At 57.3% G+C, this 20,700-nt stretch carries 20 protein-coding genes; 6 read left to right on the top strand and 14 right to left on the bottom strand.

What is annotated here, in order from left to right:
- Positions 1-15 precede the first annotated feature (15 nt).
- Positions 16-1,878 (top strand): 1-deoxy-D-xylulose-5-phosphate synthase, encoded by a 1,863-nt coding sequence (gene dxs, locus UTM25_RS18385; protein WP_194399699.1) that lies wholly within the window; start codon positions 16-18, stop codon positions 1,876-1,878.
- A gap of 64 nt (positions 1,879-1,942) precedes the next feature.
- Positions 1,943-2,917, top strand: coding sequence for an aldo/keto reductase (locus UTM25_RS18380; protein WP_194399698.1), 975 nt, complete (start codon positions 1,943-1,945; stop codon positions 2,915-2,917).
- A gap of 68 nt (positions 2,918-2,985) precedes the next feature.
- Here UTM25_RS18380 and thiL read toward each other — a convergent pair whose 3' ends face one another.
- From thiL to nrdR, 5 genes are all read right to left on the bottom strand, one after another.
- Positions 2,986-3,957 carry a thiamine-phosphate kinase gene (thiL, locus tag UTM25_RS18375; protein WP_194399697.1) on the bottom strand — a complete coding sequence of 324 codons (972 nt, stop codon included), beginning with the start codon at positions 3,955-3,957 and terminating at the stop codon, positions 2,986-2,988.
- Between the two features lie 77 nt (positions 3,958-4,034).
- Positions 4,035-4,454 (bottom strand): transcription antitermination factor NusB, encoded by a 420-nt coding sequence (gene nusB, locus UTM25_RS18370; protein ID WP_006809908.1) that lies wholly within the window; start codon positions 4,452-4,454, stop codon positions 4,035-4,037.
- Between the two features lie 21 nt (positions 4,455-4,475).
- Entirely contained in the window at positions 4,476-4,946 is a 471-nt protein-coding gene (gene ribE / locus UTM25_RS18365; protein WP_006176874.1) for a 6,7-dimethyl-8-ribityllumazine synthase, read from the bottom strand.
- 87 nt (positions 4,947-5,033) lie between these two features.
- On the bottom strand, positions 5,034-6,137 hold the full coding sequence (gene ribD, locus UTM25_RS18360) for a bifunctional diaminohydroxyphosphoribosylaminopyrimidine deaminase/5-amino-6-(5-phosphoribosylamino)uracil reductase RibD (protein ID WP_194399696.1): 1,104 nt from the start codon (positions 6,135-6,137) through the stop codon (positions 5,034-5,036).
- A gap of 4 nt (positions 6,138-6,141) precedes the next feature.
- Entirely contained in the window at positions 6,142-6,591 is a 450-nt protein-coding gene (nrdR, locus tag UTM25_RS18355) for a transcriptional regulator NrdR (RefSeq protein WP_008503337.1), read from the bottom strand.
- A 152-nt stretch (positions 6,592-6,743) separates the two neighbouring features.
- Between nrdR and UTM25_RS18350 the strand changes: the two genes are divergently transcribed.
- Together UTM25_RS18350 and UTM25_RS18345 are read left to right on the top strand one after the other, a co-directional pair.
- A complete protein-coding gene (locus UTM25_RS18350; protein WP_045909789.1) occupies positions 6,744-7,283 on the top strand; it encodes a DUF3251 domain-containing protein in 540 nt (179 codons plus the stop codon).
- Positions 7,284-7,553: 270 nt separating this feature from the next.
- Entirely contained in the window at positions 7,554-8,438 is an 885-nt protein-coding gene (locus UTM25_RS18345) for a nucleoside-specific channel-forming protein Tsx (protein ID WP_025756198.1), read from the top strand.
- A gap of 143 nt (positions 8,439-8,581) precedes the next feature.
- Here UTM25_RS18345 and UTM25_RS18340 read toward each other — a convergent pair whose 3' ends face one another.
- The 7 genes from UTM25_RS18340 to queA form a co-directional block, all read right to left on the bottom strand.
- Positions 8,582-9,262: a helix-turn-helix transcriptional regulator gene (locus UTM25_RS18340; RefSeq protein ID WP_039263922.1), complete on the bottom strand. Its 681-nt coding sequence runs from the start codon at positions 9,260-9,262 to the stop codon at positions 8,582-8,584.
- 14 nt (positions 9,263-9,276) lie between these two features.
- The gene (locus tag UTM25_RS18335; protein ID WP_033144761.1) at positions 9,277-9,642 is read right to left on the bottom strand and encodes a VOC family protein; all 366 of its coding nucleotides are present in this window, start codon (positions 9,640-9,642) and stop codon (positions 9,277-9,279) included.
- Positions 9,643-9,784: 142 nt separating this feature from the next.
- Positions 9,785-10,756, bottom strand: coding sequence for a protein translocase subunit SecF (secF, locus tag UTM25_RS18330; protein WP_194399695.1), 972 nt, complete (start codon positions 10,754-10,756; stop codon positions 9,785-9,787).
- A gap of 10 nt (positions 10,757-10,766) precedes the next feature.
- A complete protein-coding gene (gene secD, locus UTM25_RS18325) occupies positions 10,767-12,614 on the bottom strand; it encodes a protein translocase subunit SecD (RefSeq protein WP_194399694.1) in 1,848 nt (615 codons plus the stop codon).
- 27 nt (positions 12,615-12,641) lie between these two features.
- On the bottom strand, positions 12,642-12,974 hold the full coding sequence (gene yajC / locus UTM25_RS18320; protein WP_003859109.1) for a preprotein translocase subunit YajC: 333 nt from the start codon (positions 12,972-12,974) through the stop codon (positions 12,642-12,644).
- Positions 12,975-12,996: 22 nt separating this feature from the next.
- The gene (gene tgt / locus UTM25_RS18315; protein ID WP_320715156.1) at positions 12,997-14,124 is read right to left on the bottom strand and encodes a tRNA guanosine(34) transglycosylase Tgt; all 1,128 of its coding nucleotides are present in this window, start codon (positions 14,122-14,124) and stop codon (positions 12,997-12,999) included.
- Between the two features lie 53 nt (positions 14,125-14,177).
- Entirely contained in the window at positions 14,178-15,248 is a 1,071-nt protein-coding gene (gene queA, locus UTM25_RS18310) for a tRNA preQ1(34) S-adenosylmethionine ribosyltransferase-isomerase QueA (protein WP_059446575.1), read from the bottom strand.
- Between the two features lie 92 nt (positions 15,249-15,340).
- On the opposite strand from queA, the gene acpH reads away from it, so the two are divergent.
- Together acpH and UTM25_RS18300 are read left to right on the top strand one after the other, a co-directional pair.
- Positions 15,341-15,922, top strand: coding sequence for an ACP phosphodiesterase (acpH, locus tag UTM25_RS18305; protein WP_023310549.1), 582 nt, complete (start codon positions 15,341-15,343; stop codon positions 15,920-15,922).
- A gap of 127 nt (positions 15,923-16,049) precedes the next feature.
- Positions 16,050-16,652 (top strand): peroxiredoxin, encoded by a 603-nt coding sequence (locus UTM25_RS18300; protein WP_014168840.1) that lies wholly within the window; start codon positions 16,050-16,052, stop codon positions 16,650-16,652.
- A 42-nt stretch (positions 16,653-16,694) separates the two neighbouring features.
- Here the strand turns inward: UTM25_RS18300 and UTM25_RS18295 are convergent, their stop codons facing one another.
- Both UTM25_RS18295 and UTM25_RS18290 read right to left on the bottom strand, forming a co-directional pair.
- Positions 16,695-18,080 (bottom strand): DUF3999 domain-containing protein, encoded by a 1,386-nt coding sequence (locus tag UTM25_RS18295; RefSeq protein WP_194399693.1) that lies wholly within the window; start codon positions 18,078-18,080, stop codon positions 16,695-16,697.
- Positions 18,077-20,674, bottom strand: a complete 2,598-nt coding sequence (locus UTM25_RS18290) for a DUF2339 domain-containing protein (RefSeq protein ID WP_194399692.1) — start codon at positions 20,672-20,674, stop codon at positions 18,077-18,079. The genes UTM25_RS18295 and UTM25_RS18290 overlap by 4 nt, the downstream gene beginning before the upstream one ends.
- Positions 20,675-20,700: the final 26 nt, after the last annotated feature.

The raw sequence follows: 20,700 nt of genomic DNA, 5'->3' as shown, positions 1-20,700 counted from the left end.
CACGATGAGCCTTTGATGAGTTTTGATATTGCCAAATACCCGACACTGGCGTTAGTTGACTCCACCCAGGAGTTACGTCTGTTGCCGAAAGAGAGCCTGCCGAAGCTGTGCGACGAGCTGCGTCGCTACCTGCTCGACAGCGTAAGCCGCTCCAGCGGCCATTTCGCCTCCGGGCTTGGCACGGTAGAGCTGACCGTGGCGCTGCACTACGTCTATAACACGCCGTTCGATCAGCTCATCTGGGACGTGGGCCACCAGGCTTATCCGCACAAAATTCTGACCGGACGTCGCGATAAAATTGGCACCATTCGTCAGAAAGGCGGCCTGCACCCGTTCCCGTGGCGCGGTGAGAGCGAGTACGACGTGCTGAGCGTCGGCCACTCCTCCACCTCCATTTCGGCGGGCATCGGTATTGCCGTTGCCGCCGAGAAAGAGAACAAGCAGCGCCGCACCGTCTGCGTGATTGGCGATGGGGCCATTACCGCCGGTATGGCCTTCGAAGCCATGAACCATGCGGGCGACATCAAGCCGGACATGCTGGTTATCCTTAACGATAACGAAATGTCGATCTCCGAGAACGTCGGCGCGCTGAACAACCATCTGGCCCAGCTGCTCTCCGGCAAGCTTTACTCCTCGCTGCGCGAAGGCGGCAAGAAAGTCTTCTCCGGCGTACCGCCGATTAAAGAGCTGCTCAAGCGTACCGAAGAACACATCAAAGGCATGGTGGTGCCGGGCACCCTGTTTGAAGAGCTGGGCTTTAACTATATTGGCCCGGTTGACGGCCATGACGTGCTGGGCCTGGTGACCACGCTCAAGAACATGCGCGACCTGAAAGGCCCGCAATTCCTGCATATCATGACTAAAAAAGGGCGCGGTTACGAACCGGCGGAAAAAGATCCGATCACCTTCCACGCGGTACCGAAATTTGACCCGTCCAGCGGCTGTCTGCCAAAAAGTAGCGGCGGCATGCCGAGCTATTCCAAAATCTTCGGCGACTGGCTGTGCGAAACCGCCGCGAAAGACAACAAGCTGATGGCGGTGACGCCTGCCATGCGTGAAGGCTCCGGCATGGTGGAGTTCTCCAGAAAATACCCTGACCAGTATTTTGACGTTGCTATTGCCGAGCAGCATGCGGTGACGTTTGCAGCGGGCCTGGCTATTGGGGGCTACAAGCCGGTTGTCGCTATCTACTCCACCTTCCTGCAGCGCGCCTACGATCAGGTTATCCACGACGTGGCGATTCAGAAGCTGCCGGTACTGTTTGCTATCGATCGTGCAGGCATCGTCGGTGCCGACGGCCAGACGCACCAGGGCGCGTTTGATCTGTCTTTCCTGCGCTGTATTCCCGATATGGTTATCATGACGCCAAGCGACGAGAACGAATGCCGTCAGATGCTGTTTACCGGCTACCACTATCAGAATGGCCCAAGCGCCGTTCGCTACCCGCGCGGCAATGCGGTAGGCGTTGAGCTTCAGCCGCTGGAAAAACTACCGATCGGTAAAGGGGTGGTTAAGCGTCGCGGTGAGAAAGTGGCGATCATGAACTTCGGCACGCTGATGCCCGAGGCCGCGAAAGCGGCTGAAGCGCTGAATGCCACCCTGGTGGACATGCGCTTTGTGAAGCCGCTCGATGACTCTCTGATTCTGAGTATGGCTGAGACGCATGACGTGCTGGTCACGCTGGAAGAAAACGCCATCATGGGCGGCGCGGGCAGCGGCGTGAACGAGGTGCTGATGGCGAACCGTAAAGCCGTGCTGGTGCTGAACCTCGGCCTGCCGGATCATTTCATTCCTCAGGGTACCCAGGATGAAGCCCGTGCGGCTATAGGCCTGGACGCCGCCGGTATCGAAGCCAAAATCCGCGCCTGGCTGGACTGACCCCTTCCCCCTTTTCCGCTCCTGCTATGCTTAAACCTGGTGTTTAAACAGCAGGAGCGGAACCGTGCAATACACAACATTAGGAAAAACGGACCTTAAGGTTTCCCGACTTTGCCTGGGCTGCATGACCTTTGGCGAGCCCGATCGGGGAAACCACGCCTGGACGCTGCCGGAAGAGAGCAGCCGTCCGATTATCAAACGCGCCATCGAGGGCGGCATTAACTTCTTTGACACCGCCAACAGCTACTCCGACGGCAGCAGCGAGGAGATTGTCGGCCGCGCCCTGCGCGATTTTGCCCGTCGTGATGACATCGTCGTCGCCACCAAGGTCTACTACCCGGTGGGTGACCTGGCTGAGGGCCTTTCTCGCGCGCAGATCCTGCGCTCCATTGATGACAGCCTCAGACGCCTGAATATGGATTACGTCGACCTGCTGCAAATTCACCGCTGGGATTACAACACGCCAGTCGAGGAGACGCTTGAAGCGTTGAATGATGTGGTCAAAGCCGGTAAAGCACGCCACATCGGCGCGTCGTCTATGCACGCGTCGCAGTTTGCCCAGGCGCTGGATCTCCAGGCGCAGCACGGCTGGGCGCGCTTTGTCACCATGCAGGATCACTACAATCTGATCTATCGTGAAGAAGAACGCGAGATGCTGCCGCTATGCCATCAGGAGGGCGTGGCGGTGATCCCGTGGAGCCCGCTGGCGCGCGGTCGCCTGACCCGTCCGTGGGGTGAAACCACGGCTCGCCTCGTATCGGATGAAGTGGGAAAGAATCTCTATGGCGGTACAGAAGCCAGCGATGCGCTGATTGCCGAACGTTTAGCCGGGATCGCCGATGATACCGGTGCAACCCGCGCGCAGGTGGCGCTGGCGTGGCTGCTGGGCAAGCGCGGGGTCGCAGCGCCGATTATTGGAACGTCGCGGGAAGAACAGCTGGATGAGCTGCTGAATGCGGTGGATATCACGCTGACGCCGGAGCAGATTGCCGAGCTGGAGACGCCGTATCAGCAGCATCCTGTGGTGGGGTTTAAGTAAGCTCTTACCATCTAATCCGTAGGCCGGGTAAGGCGAAGCCGCCACCCGGCAATACAGAGCGCACAACATCACGCGAAGTGATCGTACCCTTTCCAGTCCAGCTTAACGGGCGCACCGTCTTTCACAAACTTCAGCCCTTCACTCTCCGGCATGATCTGACCGATGCAGGTAAACTTCGCGCCGAGATGCGCTAACGCCACGTCCAGCGTTCCACGGTTGAGCTCAGGCACCGTGAAGCACAACTCATAGTCTTCACCACCGGAGAGCGCCCAGCGAAGGGCCTGCTCAGGCTCCACATGGCGAAGCAGCTGCTCAGACAGCGGGAAGAGATCCAGGTCAACGCGCGCACCGACGCCGCTGGCCTTCAGAATATGACCGAGATCGGAGATCAGTCCGTCAGAGAGATCGATAGCCGAGCTTGCCCGTTCGCGCAGCGCCTGGCCGTGCAGAATACGCGGCGTTGGCCGCAGGTGGCGTTTCACCAGATACGCCGCATCGTCAGCGTCTTCAACCGCTAAACGGTTCTGCAGGATCGCCAGCCCAGCCGCGCTGTCGCCCGGCGTACCGGTCACGTAGATCCAGTCGCCGGGTTTTGCACCTGAGCGCTTCAGCGCGCGGCCGAGCGGCACGTAGCCGTGGATCGCCAGCGTCATCGACAGCGGACCGGCAGTCGTATCGCCGCCAATCAGCTGCATATCGTAATAGCTAAGCTGCTCAAACAGCGCATCGCTAAAGGCTTCCAGCCAGGCTTCATCTACTTCAGGCAGCGTCAGAGCCAGCGTCAGCCACGCGGGATCGGCACCCATCGCCGCCAGATCGCTGACGTTAACCGCCAGGGCTTTATACGCCAGATCGGCAGGATCGATATCCGGTAAGAAATGACGGCCGCACACCAGGGTGTCGGTGCTGATTGCCAGCGTCTGTTTTTCGGGAATATTGAGAAGTGCACAGTCATCGCCAATGCCGGTTTCAACATCAAGACGAGAGGTTCTGACACGGTCGAAATAACGGGCAATCAGGGAGAATTCGCCGCATGCCATACGTTATGCCTCAGCAAATAAAAGAAAAAACCGGAGCCGCACTGCCCGTCAGGCAATGCAGGACTCCGGTTTGCGGATCACTTTTTGTGGGGACGGATCGCAGGTGCTGCTTTATCAAGTACGCCGTTTACAAACTTGTGGCTGTCTTCAGCGCCGAAGGTTTTCGCCAGCTCGATCGCTTCGTTGATGGCCACTTTATACGGCACATCATCACGTTTAGACAGCTCAAACAGCGCGATACGCAACACTGCTTTTTCAACCTGACCCAGCTCTTCGAGCAGACGGGACAGGTATGGCTTCATCAGGCCATCGAGATACGCGCTATTAGTCGCCACTCCCGACAGCAGTTCGCGGAAGTACAGAACGTCAACGTCTTTTACGTCCTGTTCTGACAGGAACTGGTATTCAACATCAGCGATGTCGTTCTGGGACAACTGCCAGGAGTAAAGTGCCTGGACGGCACATTCACGGGCGCGGCGACGAGCAGCAGGTTTCACGGAATTCCCCTTACAAAAAAATCAGGCCTTGATGGCTTTCAATACATTGATCATTTCAAGCGCGGTCAGTGCAGCTTCTGCACCTTTGTTACCGGCTTTGGTGCCAGCACGTTCGATGGCTTGTTCAATACTTTCGGTGGTCAGCACGCCGAACGCGACAGGAATTTCAGCATCCTGCGCAACGTGTGCCAGACCGTTGCTTGCACCGCCCGCAACGTATTCGAAGTGCGCAGTGCCGCCACGAATAACGGTACCCAGCGCAATCACCGCGTCGTATTTACCGGTTTTCGCCAGCGCGCCCGCCGCCAGTGGCAGTTCGTAAGCGCCTGGAACCCAAACAACGGTAATGTTGTCATCTTTAACCTGGCCGATACGTTTCAGGGCGTCAATCGCACCTTCCAGCAGGCTGTCGTTGATGAAGTTGTTGAAACGCGCAATGGTGATGGCGACGCGAGCGTCCGGGGTAGCTACAGCAGCTTCAATAATGTTCATACTCTTCCTTTACGGGTTCATTTGGCCCCGCAGGGGGGCGGATTTTATCATAATACTTTGCGCACTGCTTCCCTATTTCAGGAGCAATTACGCTGTCGTTAAGTGGAGGCAGACATCCGGGCCTACCGGACGAATCTCGCTAAATTTGAGTTGCGGTGCGTCGGCCAGTTTTTCAAGGCCGGGCAGCACAAACAGGCCGCGCGCGTCGTGACCTAACAGTTTAGGCGCAACGTAAACAATCAGCTCATCCACCAGCCCGGCCTGTAAAAGCGCACCGGCGAGCGTTGGCCCCGCTTCAACCCAGATGCTGTTCACCTGCTGCTTGCCGAGCAGCATCATCAGCACCACCAGATCCAGATGACCGTTATGCTCCGGCACCATAATACTGCGCACGCCTTCCGGCCATTCGCGCGTATCTTCTTTGGTGCGGGCAATCCAGGTTTCACCCGGTAGCTGGACAATACGGTGCTCCGGCGTCACGCGGTTCTGGCTATCAATGATAATACGCAGCGGCTGACGCAGGTTCTCCTGCGGGTAAAGCGCCTGAGTATCCGCATTCAGCTCGTCCCAGCGCACGGTCATGGCCGGATCGTCAGCCAGAACGGTTTCACTGCTGGTGAGAATAGCATGGCTTTGCGCGCGAAGACGTTGCACATCGCGCCTTGCCTGTGGTGACGTGATCCACTGGCTTTCGCCGTTTGCCATCGCCGTACGACCGTCCAGCGAGGCGCCCAGCTTAAGCTGAATATACGGGAACCCCGTGCGCATGCGCTTCAGAAAGCCTTTGTTGATCGCTTCCGCGTCCTGCATCATCAGCCCATAGCTGACGTCAATGCCTTCCTGCTGCAGGCGATACAGACCGCGTCCGGCAACCTGTGGATTCGGGTCCTGCATTGAGGCGACCACGCGTGAAACACCCGCCGCGATCAGCGCTTCGCAGCACGGCGGCGTACGCCCGTGATGGCTGCAGGGCTCCAGCGTGACGTAGGCTGTGGCACCGCGCGCCTTCTCACCGGCCATGCGCAACGCATGGACCTCGGCATGCGGCTCGCCAGCACGATAGTGAAACCCCTCCCCTACGATCTCGCCATCTTTAACGATAACGCACCCGACGTTCGGGTTGGGATGGGTGGTAAAACGACCGCGCTGCGCCAGCTTCATGGCTCTCGCCATGTAAATCTCATCCTGCATGAGCTTAATCCTGTAAGCGGGCGATCTCTTCGCCAAACTCTTTGATGTCTTCGAAGCTGCGGTAGACCGAGGCGAAGCGGATATAGGCGACCTTATCGAGCTTTTTCAGCTGCTCCATCACCAGGTTGCCAATCATTTTGCTCGGCACTTCACGCTCACCCAAACCACGAAGGTAAGATTTTATGTGGTTTAACGCCATCTCAACGTCGTCCGCGCTGACGGGTCGTTTTTCCAGGGCCTTCAGCATCCCGCTGCGCAGTTTCTCTTCGTTAAACGGCTCGCGCACGTCGTTGCTTTTTACCACGCGCGGCATTACCAGCTCTGCAACCTCAAAGGTCGTGAAACGCTCGTTGCACACCAGACACTGCCGACGACGGCGTACGGATGACCCTTCGCCCACAAGACGAGAGTCGATGACTTTGGTATCCACAGCGGAGCAGAATGGGCAATGCATACGGTATCCCTGTTATGTGGTTAACTAATTTTCATTTTACCCTGATCTGGCCTGACAACAAAGGAAGAGCTTTTTGAGACAAAGGATCTATGTCTGACACGTTGAGGCTGGCTACCATTAAGGCGATCCGTTATTTCAAGGAAATAAACGCAATGACAAGACGTTACCTTAAAATTTTGCTGGTGGGGAGCCTCTTCACCCTTAGCGCCTGTGCACAGCAAACCGAAGTCCGTCAGTTGAAACAGAGCGTCAATACGCTCAATACGGCGATGGACAAGCTGAACAAAGAAACGGTGAAAATCACCCAGCAAAACGCGCTGAATGCCAAATCCAGCAGCGGGGTTTATCTGCTGCCGGGCGCGAATACGCCTGCGCGGCTCAATAGTCAGATCGGCACGCTAAAAATGTCTCTGGTGAATGTGGCGGCGAATGCAGATGGTACTCGCGCAACATTACGTATCCAGGGAGAGTCCAACGATCCGCTTCCGGCCTTCAGCGGCACTGTCGAGTGGGGCCAGATCCAGGGCACCACGGAGAATTACCAGGAGGTGAACGTGAAGAATCAACTCTTCACCGCCCCGGCCAGTGTTTTAGCACCAAGCGATGTGGATATCCCGCTTCAGTTAAGCGGTCTTACGCCGGAACAGTTAGGCTTTATCCGCATTCACGACATTCAACCCGCCGCGCACTAATCCCCTCCTTTTTAGCGGAGTGAAATGTCACTCCGCTAACATTTACATTTCGTATGGATTGGCAACATAAATGATTGCCGCTACAATCCCGGCCGTTTAAAGTACGCAAACGTGAACGCAATCGATTACGCGTATGAGAGATATGTGAAACAACACATATTTTTGTGAGCAGGGATTCCTATAATAGGCACCGCAGAAACACGAAATATTTAGAAACGCAATTCGCGCATTTTTCACTCCCGGAAGGGAATTTCAATCAGTGGCATGATTATGAAAAAAACATTACTCGCAGCTGGCGCCGTGCTGGCACTTTCTTCCTCTTTCACTGTTAACGCAGCGGAAAACGATAAACCACAATACCTCTCCGACTGGTGGCACCAGAGCGTTAACGTAGTCGGCAGCTACCACACCCGTTTCGGACCACAGATCCGCAACGATACCTACCTGGAGTACGAAGCGTTCGCCAAGAAAGACTGGTTTGATTTCTATGGCTATATGGATGCACCGGTATTCTTCGGCGGTAACACCGACGCGAAAGGTATCTGGAACCACGGTTCCCCACTGTTCATGGAAATTGAACCACGTTTCTCTATTGATAAACTGACCGGTACCAGCCTGGCGTTTGGTCCGTTCAAAGAGTGGTACTTTGCGAACAACTACATCTACGACATGGGCCGCAACAAGTCCGGTCGCCAGAGCACCTGGTACATGGGTCTGGGTACGGACATCGATACCGGCCTGCCAATGAGCCTGTCTCTGAACGTGTATGCTAAGTACCAGTGGCAGAACTACGGTGCTGCGAACGAAAACGAGTGGGATGGCTACCGTTTCAAAGTGAAATACTTTGTGCCAATTACCCAGCTGTGGGGCGGTAACCTGAGCTATATCGGCTTCACCAACTTTGACTGGGGTTCAGATCTGGGCGACAACGACTTCCGCGACCTGAACGGTAAGAAAGCGCGCACCAACGACTCCATCGCCTCCAGCCACATCCTGGCGCTGAACTACGATCACTGGCACTACTCTGTTGTTGCGCGTTACTGGCACAACGGTGGTCAGTGGAACGACGACGCGAGCCTGAACTTCGGCAACGGCGACTTCAGCGTCCGCTCTACCGGCTGGGGTGGTTACCTGGTTGTGGGTTATAACTTCTAACCTGTTCGGGACTGTGCGGGCTGATGCCCTCACCCTGCCCCTCTCCCACAGGGAGAGGGAACAAATACTAAAACGGCAACATACGTTGCCGTTTTGCTTTTACCTCGCCGCCGGCTAAAAAACCCAGCTCAAGAGCTGGCTTTTTACTGCTTAACCTTTCGCAAAAAATCCGCCAGCGATCTGTCCGCACTCTCGCTAAACCGCCTCTCCGTCTGCACAATATTGAGGCATCGGTCGAGCCGGAAACAGCGATAGTCATCGCGCCGTTCGCACCACGCCGCCAGCAGCCAACGCTCCCCCCAGAAGAACAAGCCCAGCGGCTGAACCTCGCGCTTTGAGAGCTGTCCGGCTTCATCACGGTAATGCAGCGCCAGCACGCGCTGGGCGGAAATCGCCTGATGGATCCTGTCAAAATCGCTGCGGGAGTGGCTTTGCATGCAAAAATCCGGGGCGTAGATCCGCGTCTGCTCAGCCTTTCGACGACTCTCCTCGGGCAGGATAGCCAGCACCTTCTCCTGAGCCGACTCCAGCTCGCGCGACAGCGATTCCCCTCCCCAGGTTTTGAGCAGGCGAATCGCGACGATCAGCGCCTCTGACTCCTTATTAGTCAGCATCAGCGGCGGTAGGTCAAAACCCGACATCAGCCGATATCCGCTCCCCGCCTCACCTTCCACCGGCACCCCGGAAAGCGACAGGTCGCGGATATCGCGGTAGACCGTGCGCTCGGATACGCCAAGCCGGTCCGCCAGATGCGCTGCCGTTGTCAGACGCCTGCCCCGCAGGATCTGCACAATCTGAAACAAACGGTCAGCGCGTCGGGTCATATCTTATTCCGCTCTCAGGCAGGTTGATGGAGGCCGACGCGGTTACCCTCGCTGTCGGTAAATAATGCGATAGTACCAATGCCATGCGGCAGTTCCAGCGGGCCAAACACGCACTCGCCGCCCGCAGAGGCGATGCGATCGAGCGTGGCCGCCAGATTGTCAGTATGCAGGTAAATAATAGCGCCCTGCAAAGACGGTGTAACGCCGTCAAATTTTGCCAGCGCCCCGCCGGTATACGGATCCTCATGCGGGAAAACGGCCAGCTCCGCACAGTCCATTTTCTCGCGACGCAGCGCGAGCTGCATCACCGGCTCATAAAATTTGATGGCGCGATCCATATCCGCGACCGGAATTTCAAACCAGTTAATGACGCTTTTCATATATTCTCCTGCCTGTTGTTTGGGTTCAGAAGGAGTCTACGACAGGGCTCCTGACAGCATACTGTCAGGAGTGTTTGTCAGGAGCAGATAAAAAAAATCCCGGTCAACCGACCGGGATTTCGATAACGCGCTAAACGTCGCCTTACGGCAGAATGGACGGCTGATCCGCCCCTTCTTTCTCGACTTTCTGCTGGAGCAGGTGCTCGCGCTTCATGCCGAGTTTCAGTGCCAGTGCGGACGCGACGTAGATAGACGACGCCGTACCGATAGTCACACCAATCAACATGGTCAGCGAGAAGCCTTCCAGTACCGGACCACCGAAGAGGAACAGCATCAGAATCACCATCAGGGTGGTACCGGATGTGATCAGGGTACGGTGCAGCGTCTGGGTCAACGACACGTTAAAGATTTCGTACGGCGTACCGCGACGGATCTTACGGAAGTTTTCACGGATACGGTCAGATACCACGATACTGTCGTTCAGTGAGTAACCGATAACGGACATCAGGGATGCCACAATCGTCAGGTCAATCTCAATGTGGAACAGCGACAGTATGCCCATGGTGATCACCACGTCGTGCGCCAGAGCGATAACCACACCGGCCGCCAGTCGCCACTCAAAGCGGAAACCTACGTATACCAGAATGGAGATCAGCGCCACCAGCAGCGCCATTGCGCCGGTCTGCGCCAGGTCAGCACCCACGCTTGGGCCGACGAACTCAATACGCTTGACCGCCGCGTTCTGTCTGGTTGTTTCGTTAATCACGCTAACAACCTTGCTGCCCAGCTCCTGGCTGCCGTTAGCATCGTGCACCGGCGGCATACGCACCATGATGTCGCGACTGCTGCCGAAGTTCTGCAGCAGCGGCTCTTCAAAGCCCGCTTTCTGCAGAGACAAACGCATCTGGTCCATATCGACCGGTTTTTCCAGGGAGATCTCAATGACCGTACCGCCGGTGAAATCCAGCCCCCAGTTAAAGCCTTTCACGCCCATAATGACGATGGACAGAATCAGCAGGAAACCTGAAATGCCGAAGGCCCAGTAGTCCCAGCGCATAAAGTCCCAGACTTTACGGCCGTGGTTTAATTGTTCAACAGTATATTCCTGTGCCACAACGCACTCCTCAGATAGACAGCTTTTTGACGCGCTTGCCGCCGTACAGCAGGTTCACGATGGCACGGGTGCCGACAATAGCGGTAAACATCGACGTTGCAACACCGATACCGGTTGTAATCGCAAAGCCTTTGATCGCGCCAGTACCCACTGCATACAGGATAAGAACCTTAATCAGTGTTGTTACGTTCGCATCGAAGATGGAGCTGAACGCCCCTTTGTAGCCTTCTTCAATCGCCTGTTGCACAGAGCGACCGTTGCTCAACTCTTCTTTGATACGTTCGTTTATCAGTACGTTGGCGTCGACCGCCACCGCAAGGGTCAGAACGATACCCGCAATACCCGGCATGGTCAGCGTCGCGCCCGGCAGCAGGGACATGATGCCGATGATCAGCACCAGGTTTGCCAGCAGAGCGGACGTCGCAATCAGACCAAACTTCTTATAGAAGAAGATCATGAAGAGGATAGAGACCACCAGACCGGCCAGACACGCTTCCAGACCCTGCTGAATGTTTTGCATACCCAGAGTTGGACCAATGGTACGTTCTTCGACAATCTGAATTGGCGCAATCAGCGCACCGGCACGCAGCAGCAGGGAGAGCTGACGCGCTTCGTTCGGGTTGTTAATACCGGTAATACGGAAGCTGTTACCCAGACGAGACTGGATATTGGCGATGTTAATCACCTCTTCCTCTTTCACCAGCACCGCACGACCGTTTGCATCTTTCTTACCGCTGTCTTTGTACTCCACGAACAGGGTTGCCATCGGTTTGCCGATGTTGTCCTTGGTGAAGTTGGACATGATGTTACCACCCGCGCTATCGAGCGAGATGTTAACCTGCGGCTGGTTGTATTCGTCCTGGCTGGAAGTGGAGTCGGTGATATGGTCACCGGTCAGGATCACGCGTTTGTACAGCACAACTGGCTGACCTTCGCGGGTCTGTTTCACTTCGGAGTCACCCGGAATACGGCCTGCGGCAGCAGCGGACTGATCGACATTAGAGTTAACCAGACGGAATTCCAGGGTTGCAGTCGCACCCAGAATCTCTTTCGCACGCGCTGTATCCTGGATACCCGGCAGTTCAACCACGATACGGTCAGCACCCTGACGCTGTACCAGCGGCTCAGCCACGCCCAGCTGGTTTACACGGTTACGCAGAATGTTGATGTTCTGCTGAACGGCGTATTCACGCGCTTCTTTCAGACGTGCATCGGTCATCACCGCGCGCAGCTGGTTGCTGCCCTGAGAGGTGATCACCAGGTCACGGTGACGTTGAGTCAGGTAATCTACAGCCTGATCGCGCGCCGCAGTGTCGCGGAACGTGATGCTCATGCCGTAGTTATCTTCTTTACGCACGGTGGTGTAAGCGATGCCTTTATCACGCAGATCGCTGCGCAGGCTGTCGATATTCTGTTCCTGCAGCTTGCCGAGTGCGGTATCCATATCCACTTCCATCAGGAAGTGAACGCCGCCACGCAGGTCAAGACCGAGTTTCATTGGCTCTGCTTTCATCGCAGCCAGCCAACGCGGGGTTGCAGGGGCAAGGTTAAGCGCTACGACGTATTTGTCACCCAGCACGCCCATCAGCGCTTCGCGAGCGCGGAGCTGCGTGTCGGTGGTGTCGAAGCGAGCAAGAATTGCACCCTCTTCCAGAGCCACAGACTTAGCGGTAATTTTTTCTTCTTGTAACGTTTTCTGGACCTGGATCAGCGTTTGCTCACTGGCGGCGACACCGCGCGCGCCAGTGATTTGAACAGCCGGATCCTCACCATACAGGTTGGGAAGCGCGTACAGCAGGCCGACGAGAATCACGACGACCAGCATGATGTACTTCCACAAAGGATAACGGTTTAACACGGCAGTTCCCTTTGGGAAAAGTTGGGATTACAGCGCCTTCATGGTGCCTTTCGGCAGAACGGCAGCTACGAAGTCACGTTTGATGACCACTTCAGTGGTGTCGTTCAGGGCGATAGCAATGTAGCCATTTTCAGCCACTTTGGTTACGCGACCCACCAGACCACCGTTAGTCAGTACTTCATCGCCTTTCGCAATGGAGTTCATCAGGTTTTTGTGCTCTTTGGTGCGCTTCTGCTGTGGACGCAGGATCATGAAGTAGAAGATCAGACCGAACACAACCAGCATCAGAATCAGAGACATCGGGCTGCCCTGCGCTGGAGCACCTGTTGCCGCTACCGCATCAGAAATAAAAAAGCTCATTCAAATTCCCTCATTATTAAAATTAATCAACGTTCAACGGTGGAACATCCCGCCCCTGACGTTGGTAGAAATCGGTCACGAAGCTCTCTAATTTACCCTCTTCGATAGCCTTACGTAAACCAGCCATTAAGCGCTGATAATAACGAAGATTATGAATGGTATTGAGACGCGCGCCCAAAATCTCGTTGCAACGATCGAGATGATGCAGATACGCGCGAGAATAATTGCGACAGGTATAGCAATCGCACTCGGAATCGAGCGGGCTGGTGTCACTCTTATGCTTCGCGTTACGGATTTTCACCACGCCATCGGTAACGAACAAATGGCCGTTACGCGCGTTGCGGGTTGGCATGACGCAGTCGAACATATCAATGCCGCGGCGTACGCCTTCAACCAGATCTTCTGGTTTACCCACGCCCATCAGGTATCGTGGTTTATCCGCCGGGATTTGCGGGCAGACATGCTCCAGAATGCGGTGCATGTCTTCCTTCGGCTCACCCACAGCCAAACCGCCGACAGCGTAGCCATCAAAACCTATCTCTACCAGACCTTTAACAGAGATATCGCGTAAATCTTCGTAAACGCTGCCCTGGATAATGCCGAACAGCGCATTTTTGTTCTGCAGGGAGTCAAAACGATCACGGCTACGCTTCGCCCAGCGCAGAGACATCTCCATGGAGCATTTTGCGTAGTCCCAGTCAGCAGGATACGGCGTACATTCGTCGAAGATCATCACGATGTCAGAGCCGAGATCGTACTGAATCTCCATCGATTTTTCGGGATCGAGGAAAATCGGATCGCCGTTGATCGGGTTACGGAAGTGTACGCCCTGCTCTGTGATCTTGCGGATATCGCCCAGGCTGAAGACCTGGAAGCCGCCGGAGTCGGTCAGTATTGGGCCTTTCCACTGCATGAAATCGTGCAGGTCGCCGTGGAGCTTCATGATCTCCTGACCCGGACGCAGCCACAGGTGGAAGGTGTTGCCGAGGATAATCTGTGCGCCGGTGGCTTCTACTTCTTCCGGCGTCATCCCTTTTACGGTGCCGTACGTGCCCACAGGCATAAACGCGGGGGTTTCCACCACGCCGCGATCAAACACCAGGCGACCGCGACGCGCGCGGCCATCGGTGGTATCGAGTTCAAATTTCATTTTTTCTCCGACGTCAGAAAAACAGTCCAACGTTGTAAAACGGTGCCGCGGACTTATTCCCCGACACGCTCATTCAAAGCCAGCGGATTGTACGTGATAAACATCGCGTCCCCGTAGCTAAAAAAGCGATATTTTTGTTCTACCGCAGACTTGTAGGCCGCCATCGTATGCTGATAACCGGCAAATGCCGACACCAGCATAATCAGCGTTGATTCAGGCAGATGGAAGTTGGTCACCAGCGCGTCAATCACTTTGTACTGATAGCCCGGGTAGATAAAGATCTGCGTATCGCCAAAGAACGGCTCGATAAGATTGCGCTTCGCCGCCTGCGCGGCGCTCTCGAGTGAGCGCACGGACGTTGTACCGACCGCCACGACGCGGCTACCGCGCGCTTTCGCCGCCAGCACCGCGTCCACCACGTCCTGAGGCACTTCAGCATACTCAGAGTGCATGATGTGATCTTCAATGCTGTCCACGCGCACCGGCTGGAAGGTTCCCGCGCCGACGTGCAGCGTCACGAACGCCATCTCCACGCCCTTCGCGCGCAGTTTCTCCAGCAGCGGCTCATCAAAATGCAGGCCCGCGGTCGGCGCAGCAACGGCGCCTGGCTTCTGGCTGTAGACGGTCTGGTACAGCTCGCGGTCGGCCTCTTCGTCCGGACGCTCAATATACGGCGGCAGCGGCATGTGGCCGATGGCGTTCAGGATATCGAGCACCGTGCGCTCGTCGTTGAACTCCACCTCAAACAGCGCATCGTGGCGCGCGGTCATGGTCGCTTTGATGCTCTCGTCATCGCCCAGCAGCAGTTCAGCGCCCGGCTTCGGCGCCTTAGACGCGCGAATATGTGCCAGAATACGTTTATCATCGAGCATACGTTCGACCAGCACTTCAATCTTGCCGCCGCTGGCTTTACGGCCAAACAGGCGCGCCGGGATCACGCGTGTATTGTTAAAGACCAGCAGATCGCCAGGGTTGAGCTTGTCGAGCAAATCGGTGAAAGTACCGTGCGTCAGCTCGCCCGTTGGCCCATCCAGTGACAGTAAGCGACAGCTGCTGCGCTCAGGCATGGGATAGTGAGCAATCAGGGATTCAGGTAGTTCAAAGGAGAAATCGGCGACGCGCATGACGTATACTCGTGACTTAAAAACAGGCGGCATAGTCTAGTGCTCACACCCTTTTGCTGCAACAACTAGCCGCCCCCGGACAAATAAAACGCATGAATTTTCTCGCTCACCTGCATCTCGCTCACCTCGCTGACAGCTCCCTGTCCGGCAATTTGCTGGCCGATTTCGTACGCGGCAACCCCGCTGAGGACTATTCCCCGGAGGTTGTCGACGGAATTTTCATGCACCGCCGCATCGACGTGCTGACGGATAAGCTGCCGGAAGTGACGGAAGCCAAAGCGTGGTTTCGCCCTGAAACGCGCCGCGTTGCGCCGATCACGCTCGACGTGATGTGGGATCACTTTCTGTCGCGCCACTGGGAACAGCTGTCGCCGGAGATGCCCTTGCCGGCGTTTGTGCGCTATGCCCACCAGCAGGTGTCGATCATTCTGCCCGACTCGCCGCCGCGCTTTGTGAATCTGAATAACTATTTATGGTCGGAACGCTGGCTAGAGCGCTATCGCGAGATGGATTTCATCCAGAACGTGTTGAATGGGATGGCAAGCCGCCGACCGCGACTGGATGCGCTGCGGGATTCCTGGTATGACCTGGATGAACATTACGATGCGCTGGAAGCGCGTTTCTGGCAGTTTTACCCGCGCATGATGGCGCAGGCGAAAAACAAACAGCTCTGACAGAATTGACATTGATAGGTAAAAGCTGGCGGAACGATTGTCACCACCTCTTTGTCTTATCCATGAACACTCTCTATACTGGCTCGCGTTGCGTTCCAAATAACCTTAGTATCTACAGGAGAATCATATGGTTCTGGTAACTCGTCCGGCTCCGGATTTTACAGCTGCAGCAGTTCTGGGCAACGGTGAAATCGTTGAAAACTTCAACTTCAAACAGCACACCAACGGTAAAGCGACCGTTCTGTTCTTCTGGCCAATGGACTTCACTTTCGTTTGCCCGTCTGAGCTGATTGCCTTCGACAAACGTTATGAAGAATTCCAGAAGCGTGGCGTGGAAGTTGTTGGCGTCTCCTTCGACTCTGAATTTGTACACAACGCATGGCGTAACACCCCTGTCGACAAAGGCGGCATCGGTGCGGTGAAATACGCAATGGTTGCGGACATCAAACGCGAAATCCAGCAGGCTTACGGTATCGAACATCCGGACGCTGGCGTTGCGCTGCGTGGTTCCTTCCTGATCGACGCTAACGGCATCGTTCGTCACCAGGTTGTGAACGATCTGCCGCTGGGTCGTAACATCGACGAAATGCTGCGCATGGTTGACGCGCTGCAGTTCCACGAAGAGCACGGCGAAGTGTGCCCGGCTCAGTGGGAAAAAGGTAAAGAAGGCATGAACGCGTCTCCAGACGGCGTTGCTAAATACCTGTCTGAGAACGTATCCAGCCTGTAATCGGCACGGTTTACGAAAAAGGCCCGCTTATGCGGGCCTTTTTTATGCCTTACGCTGTGTCTCTCGCCAGATGCGCCAGGCCATGCCCGCCAGCAGAATCACCCCCGCAATCAGCACGCCCCATACCAGAAGCGTGTTCATCCTGCTCTCCCGCTCGGCCGCAGAGGTAGCGGTCAGACGCCCCTGGCCGCCTAACGCGACATCATCCAGAATGTCGGCCTGCGGCAGGTTCGCCATATCATAGGTCTTGCGCAGGTCGGCTGGGATCAGCATGCCGGGCTCCACGCTGGCAGGCTTTGCGGCGCCGTTGCCCCAGGCGAGCACGTACGGCGCTTTCCCCTGCGCGTTGAACACCAGGTCATAGCGGTCGCGATGTCCCGTGACGCTCGGCAGGTATTCTGGCAGACGCGCATTCAGCGTCGTGATTTTCACTGCCTGCACCGCGCCCCCGTTAAGCGAAACCGGTGGCGACGTTTTTCCCTCAAGACGGTAAAGAACCTCTTTTTTCAGGGGATGCCATGCGTCTTTTTCCGTACTCCGCCACGCGATCTCCACGGGAAGGACGCCATCGCCATTCAGTGAGATGCTGACAGCACTCAGCGGCTGCGGGCGCGCCCAGTGCCACTGCGCTTCGCTTGTCGATAGCTGTTCCCCTTCCCCCTCAAGGTCGATAGCTTCCGGGGCCGCCTGGGCAGGTGCGCTGATTGCGTTTACGCCGGTCAAAGCTAGCCCCTGGCTCTGCGCATTCAGCACCACCATGAGATAGCGATTCGCATCGGGAGATAAAACGGTGTCGGTATCGATCCGATCGAGCTTAAGACGATCGTGGCCGCTGACGACGTCCAGCAATGGCATATCCTCACGCAGGGTATACCAGCGCTTAAGATCCTCGCTGTAATAGACCGACGCCGTTCCCTGCCACGGCGTCTGCGGGGTATTCCAGAGCAGCTGCAGCTGGGATATAGCGATCTCGCCCGTCGCCTGTTCCGGCAGGGTCAGCAGATAATGTTGCCCGGCTGCGGCGGCTTTTTGCCCCTCCAGCACAATCTCAACGCCGTTTCCCGAACGAAGCAGGATCTTATCGCTATCACCGGATCCTTGCGAAGCCGCAAGCGGCGAGACGTCCAGCGGGAAGAGGCGCAGCGCGGTGGATTGCGCTGGCGCCTGCGGACGCGTCGCGCTGACCAGGCTGAAGGGAACCGGCTCGCCCGACTGGTTAAAGACGCGGACATCATGCAGATCCGGCGACGTGCTTTGCTCATAGACGGCGAGCGGCAGCATCACCCGATACCACTGGGAAGGAACAGACGTATCGAGTGAAAGACCAAAAGCATAGTCCCGGGGCGATTCCGTTTGTCCCTCGTCGCAAAACGCCGGGCCGGAAAGCGCCAGCAGCGCGGTACAGGCTACCGCCTTCATCCATTTCATTTTTCATCTCCTGTTTTGGGCGGTAGCGGTGAGAAATACCCCACGATCAGAACCAGTATCGCCACGCCGATAAACGCCACCGCGCGCGACAAACCGCCTCCGCCCGCGCTGTCCACCAGCATCAGTTTAACCATCACCACGCCCAGCAGCGCGGCACCGCAGAGCCACTCCTGCCGGGAAGCCCGACGGGTGGCATGGATCATGACCACCAGCGCGCTCAGCATCCAGAACAGGGCAAAACTGGTCTGGATAAGCCGCGAATCCCATAGCGATGCCATATTCCAGGCCACGTCGCCGTACCAGGCCAGGGCGCGCATCAGCGCGCCGTTAAGCCACCAGAAGCCAAACGCCATAATCGCGACGGCAGGCCATGGACGGGCCTGCGAGAGCCACGCCGGGTAGTAGCGATCCACCGCCCGATAAAAGACGACCAGCCCCAGCAGCGCGAACGCCGCGCCTTCCTCAAGCGGGTTTATCAGCGGCAGCCAGGTCTGACGATAGACCACGCCGTCCTGGAAATTGGTCACCACCAGCAGTACCAGCAGCGCCACGACCGCGGGGATCGGCGCCAGGCAGGCGTAGAGCGCAGGCCACTCCCGGAACGGCCACCCGCGACGCCGTACGGCTGCAGAGAGCCCCATAATTACCCCGCCGCCTGCTGCCATCGCTAAACCGCTGCCCCAGGCCGCCATGCCCCACGGCAACGACCGGGCAAACCAGTAAAGCTCAGCGGCCAGCGCCAGCAAAATCATCCAGAACAGCGACAAATGCAGCCCCATCGCGATGCGCGGCAGGAGTCTTTCACCGTCGCGTCGCAACAGCATCAGCGCGGCAGGAAGCGCAACGCACCAGGCCAGATTTGACCAGCCGGCGGCAACGATCTGCTGGTGCCAGAGCTGATAACTCACCATCAGCAGCATAACCGGCCACAGCAGCCATTTGCTGGCATCCAGCTCCCGCCACGCCAGACGAGCAGCCACCTGCCGCCAGCCCCAGACCGATGCCGCCGTCAGCGCCAGCTCGCCCGCCAGAATCGGTAATTCCTGCGTCAGCACCAGCCGCGATGCGCCCAGCAGCGCCACGAGCCAGAACAGCAGTCCGCCTGCCAGCAGCGCCCGGCTGACCGGCAGGAAGAGAGTCCGCCACAGCCAGGCCGCAGCCAGCCAGCAAAGGCTGAGGATGGTGAAGATCAGCAGCAGGCTCAGGGACGTAACGCCGTTCGTTTGCGCCCACAGCGCGCTGCCGAGCGCCAGCACCAGCAGCGCCGTCCCGCTATAGCTCATACGACGCTGGTGCTGCTGCACGCCCAGCCAGAGGATACCCAGCCCTTCCAGCGCCCAGGCCATCGCCGTCCAGCGTGCCGACAGCGCCAGCGGAATGGCGAGGGTAGCGAACCCGCCGCCGATAGCCAGCGCCGCCATGACCAGTGGTCGTCCGATGGAAGGATAGCGCCGCAGCGCAAGGAACGCGAGGGTAAGATAAAATGCGCCGTATCCCAGCGCGCTGAGCGCAGGACCGTAGGTCCAGTGCTGCGTCATGCCATACTGCATTCCAAAACCAACCAGCGGCGGGGCAAACAGCAGCACGCCGTCAATAATTTGCTTCCCTTTCTCCTGCGCCCGCAGCGACAGCGCCACGCTCAGGACGCCGAATATCAGCGTATTGGCAATCAGGAACAGCTGGCAGACCCAGTAGTCTTCAGGCTGGTAGTCATTCAGCCCCCACAGGCCGCCCACGCCGAACGTAAACAGCAGCCCGAGCAGGTTCAGCTCGCGCCAGTGCTGCCAGATGCTGATAGCGAGAATGCCGATGGAAAGCAGGAGATAGAAAGAGAACAGCGCCACAAAGCTGCCGCCCCCGGTGGACAACAGCAGCGGCGCAAGATACCCGCCGAGGCTTGCCAGCATGGCCAGGCTCAGCGCCTTCTGCAGCACCGCCAGCCCGACGCTCGCCGCGCAAATCACCACCAGCAGCGCAAAGGCCAGCGTCATCGGCAGCATCTGCCAGAGCCGGAAGGCGCCGAAGACCGTCAGGTAGAGCACGCCGGTCGCCCCGCCCTGGAGGATCAGGGCATAGACACGCTGCCTGTGCCGCAGCCGCCACCCGACCGCCAGCAGAACGATGGCAAACAGCGACGTTGCCACGAGGCGCAGCTCAAGCGGGAACAGGGAATGTTCAACGGTATAGCGCAGCAGGAATGAAAGACCGAGGAAAAGCAGCAGGATCCCAAGCTTCGCCAGCGGATTACCCTGCATAAACCAGCGCGCCAGCGACGTCAGGATGCCGCCAAAGGCAGAAGGCTGTTTTGCCGCAGGCGTCGGGGCCGGAGCGGGTTCTGCCACGGCTGCGGGAGTATCGGAACGCCAGGGGTCGACAGGCGCGGGAGCATCTTCAACCACCGGCGCGGCAGACTGCACCGGCTCTGGCGCTATCTCATTCGCGCCGCGCTGCTCAAGCGCCTCAATGCGCTGGCGTAGCCGGGCGATCTCCTGTCGCGCCGCCGTACTTCGATTAAAGCCAATAACCGCAAGCACGGGCGCAACCACCAGCGCAAAAACCAGGAACAAACAGCCAAGGATGTAAAGCTCGTCCATGTTTCCACCTTCACCGTAAACGATCC

Origin of the sequence: Enterobacter sp. 61D5, from assembly GCF_034107965.1 — a bacterium.
Classification (GTDB): Bacteria; Pseudomonadota; Gammaproteobacteria; order Enterobacterales; family Enterobacteriaceae; genus Enterobacter; species Enterobacter cloacae_M.
The sequence above is the reverse complement of the archived record's forward strand: the minus strand, read 5'-3'. Positions and strand labels throughout refer to the sequence as shown.

Coding starts and splice junctions, on each gene's coding strand:
- UTM25_RS18340 (WP_039263922.1), bottom strand. CDS start 9,262: ATGACCCGACGCGCTGACCGTTTGTTTCAGATTGTGCAGATCCTGCGG.
- acpH (WP_023310549.1), top strand. CDS start 15,341: ATGAATTTTCTCGCTCACCTGCATCTCGCTCACCTCGCTGACAGCTCC.
- queA (WP_059446575.1), bottom strand. CDS start 15,248: ATGCGCGTCGCCGATTTCTCCTTTGAACTACCTGAATCCCTGATTGCT.
- yajC (WP_003859109.1), bottom strand. CDS start 12,974: ATGAGCTTTTTTATTTCTGATGCGGTAGCGGCAACAGGTGCTCCAGCG.
- ribD (WP_194399696.1), bottom strand. CDS start 6,137: ATGCAGGATGAGATTTACATGGCGAGAGCCATGAAGCTGGCGCAGCGC.
- nrdR (WP_008503337.1), bottom strand. CDS start 6,591: ATGCATTGCCCATTCTGCTCCGCTGTGGATACCAAAGTCATCGACTCT.
- UTM25_RS18350 (WP_045909789.1), top strand. CDS start 6,744: ATGACAAGACGTTACCTTAAAATTTTGCTGGTGGGGAGCCTCTTCACC.
- UTM25_RS18295 (WP_194399693.1), bottom strand. CDS start 18,080: ATGAAATGGATGAAGGCGGTAGCCTGTACCGCGCTGCTGGCGCTTTCC.
- tgt (WP_320715156.1), bottom strand. CDS start 14,124: ATGAAATTTGAACTCGATACCACCGATGGCCGCGCGCGTCGCGGTCGC.
- thiL (WP_194399697.1), bottom strand. CDS start 3,957: ATGGCATGCGGCGAATTCTCCCTGATTGCCCGTTATTTCGACCGTGTC.
- UTM25_RS18290 (WP_194399692.1), bottom strand. CDS start 20,674: ATGGACGAGCTTTACATCCTTGGCTGTTTGTTCCTGGTTTTTGCGCTG.
- UTM25_RS18335 (WP_033144761.1), bottom strand. CDS start 9,642: ATGAAAAGCGTCATTAACTGGTTTGAAATTCCGGTCGCGGATATGGAT.
- ribE (WP_006176874.1), bottom strand. CDS start 4,946: ATGAACATTATTGAAGCTGCTGTAGCTACCCCGGACGCTCGCGTCGCC.
- UTM25_RS18345 (WP_025756198.1), top strand. CDS start 7,554: ATGAAAAAAACATTACTCGCAGCTGGCGCCGTGCTGGCACTTTCTTCC.
- dxs (WP_194399699.1), top strand. CDS start 16: ATGAGTTTTGATATTGCCAAATACCCGACACTGGCGTTAGTTGACTCC.
- UTM25_RS18300 (WP_014168840.1), top strand. CDS start 16,050: ATGGTTCTGGTAACTCGTCCGGCTCCGGATTTTACAGCTGCAGCAGTT.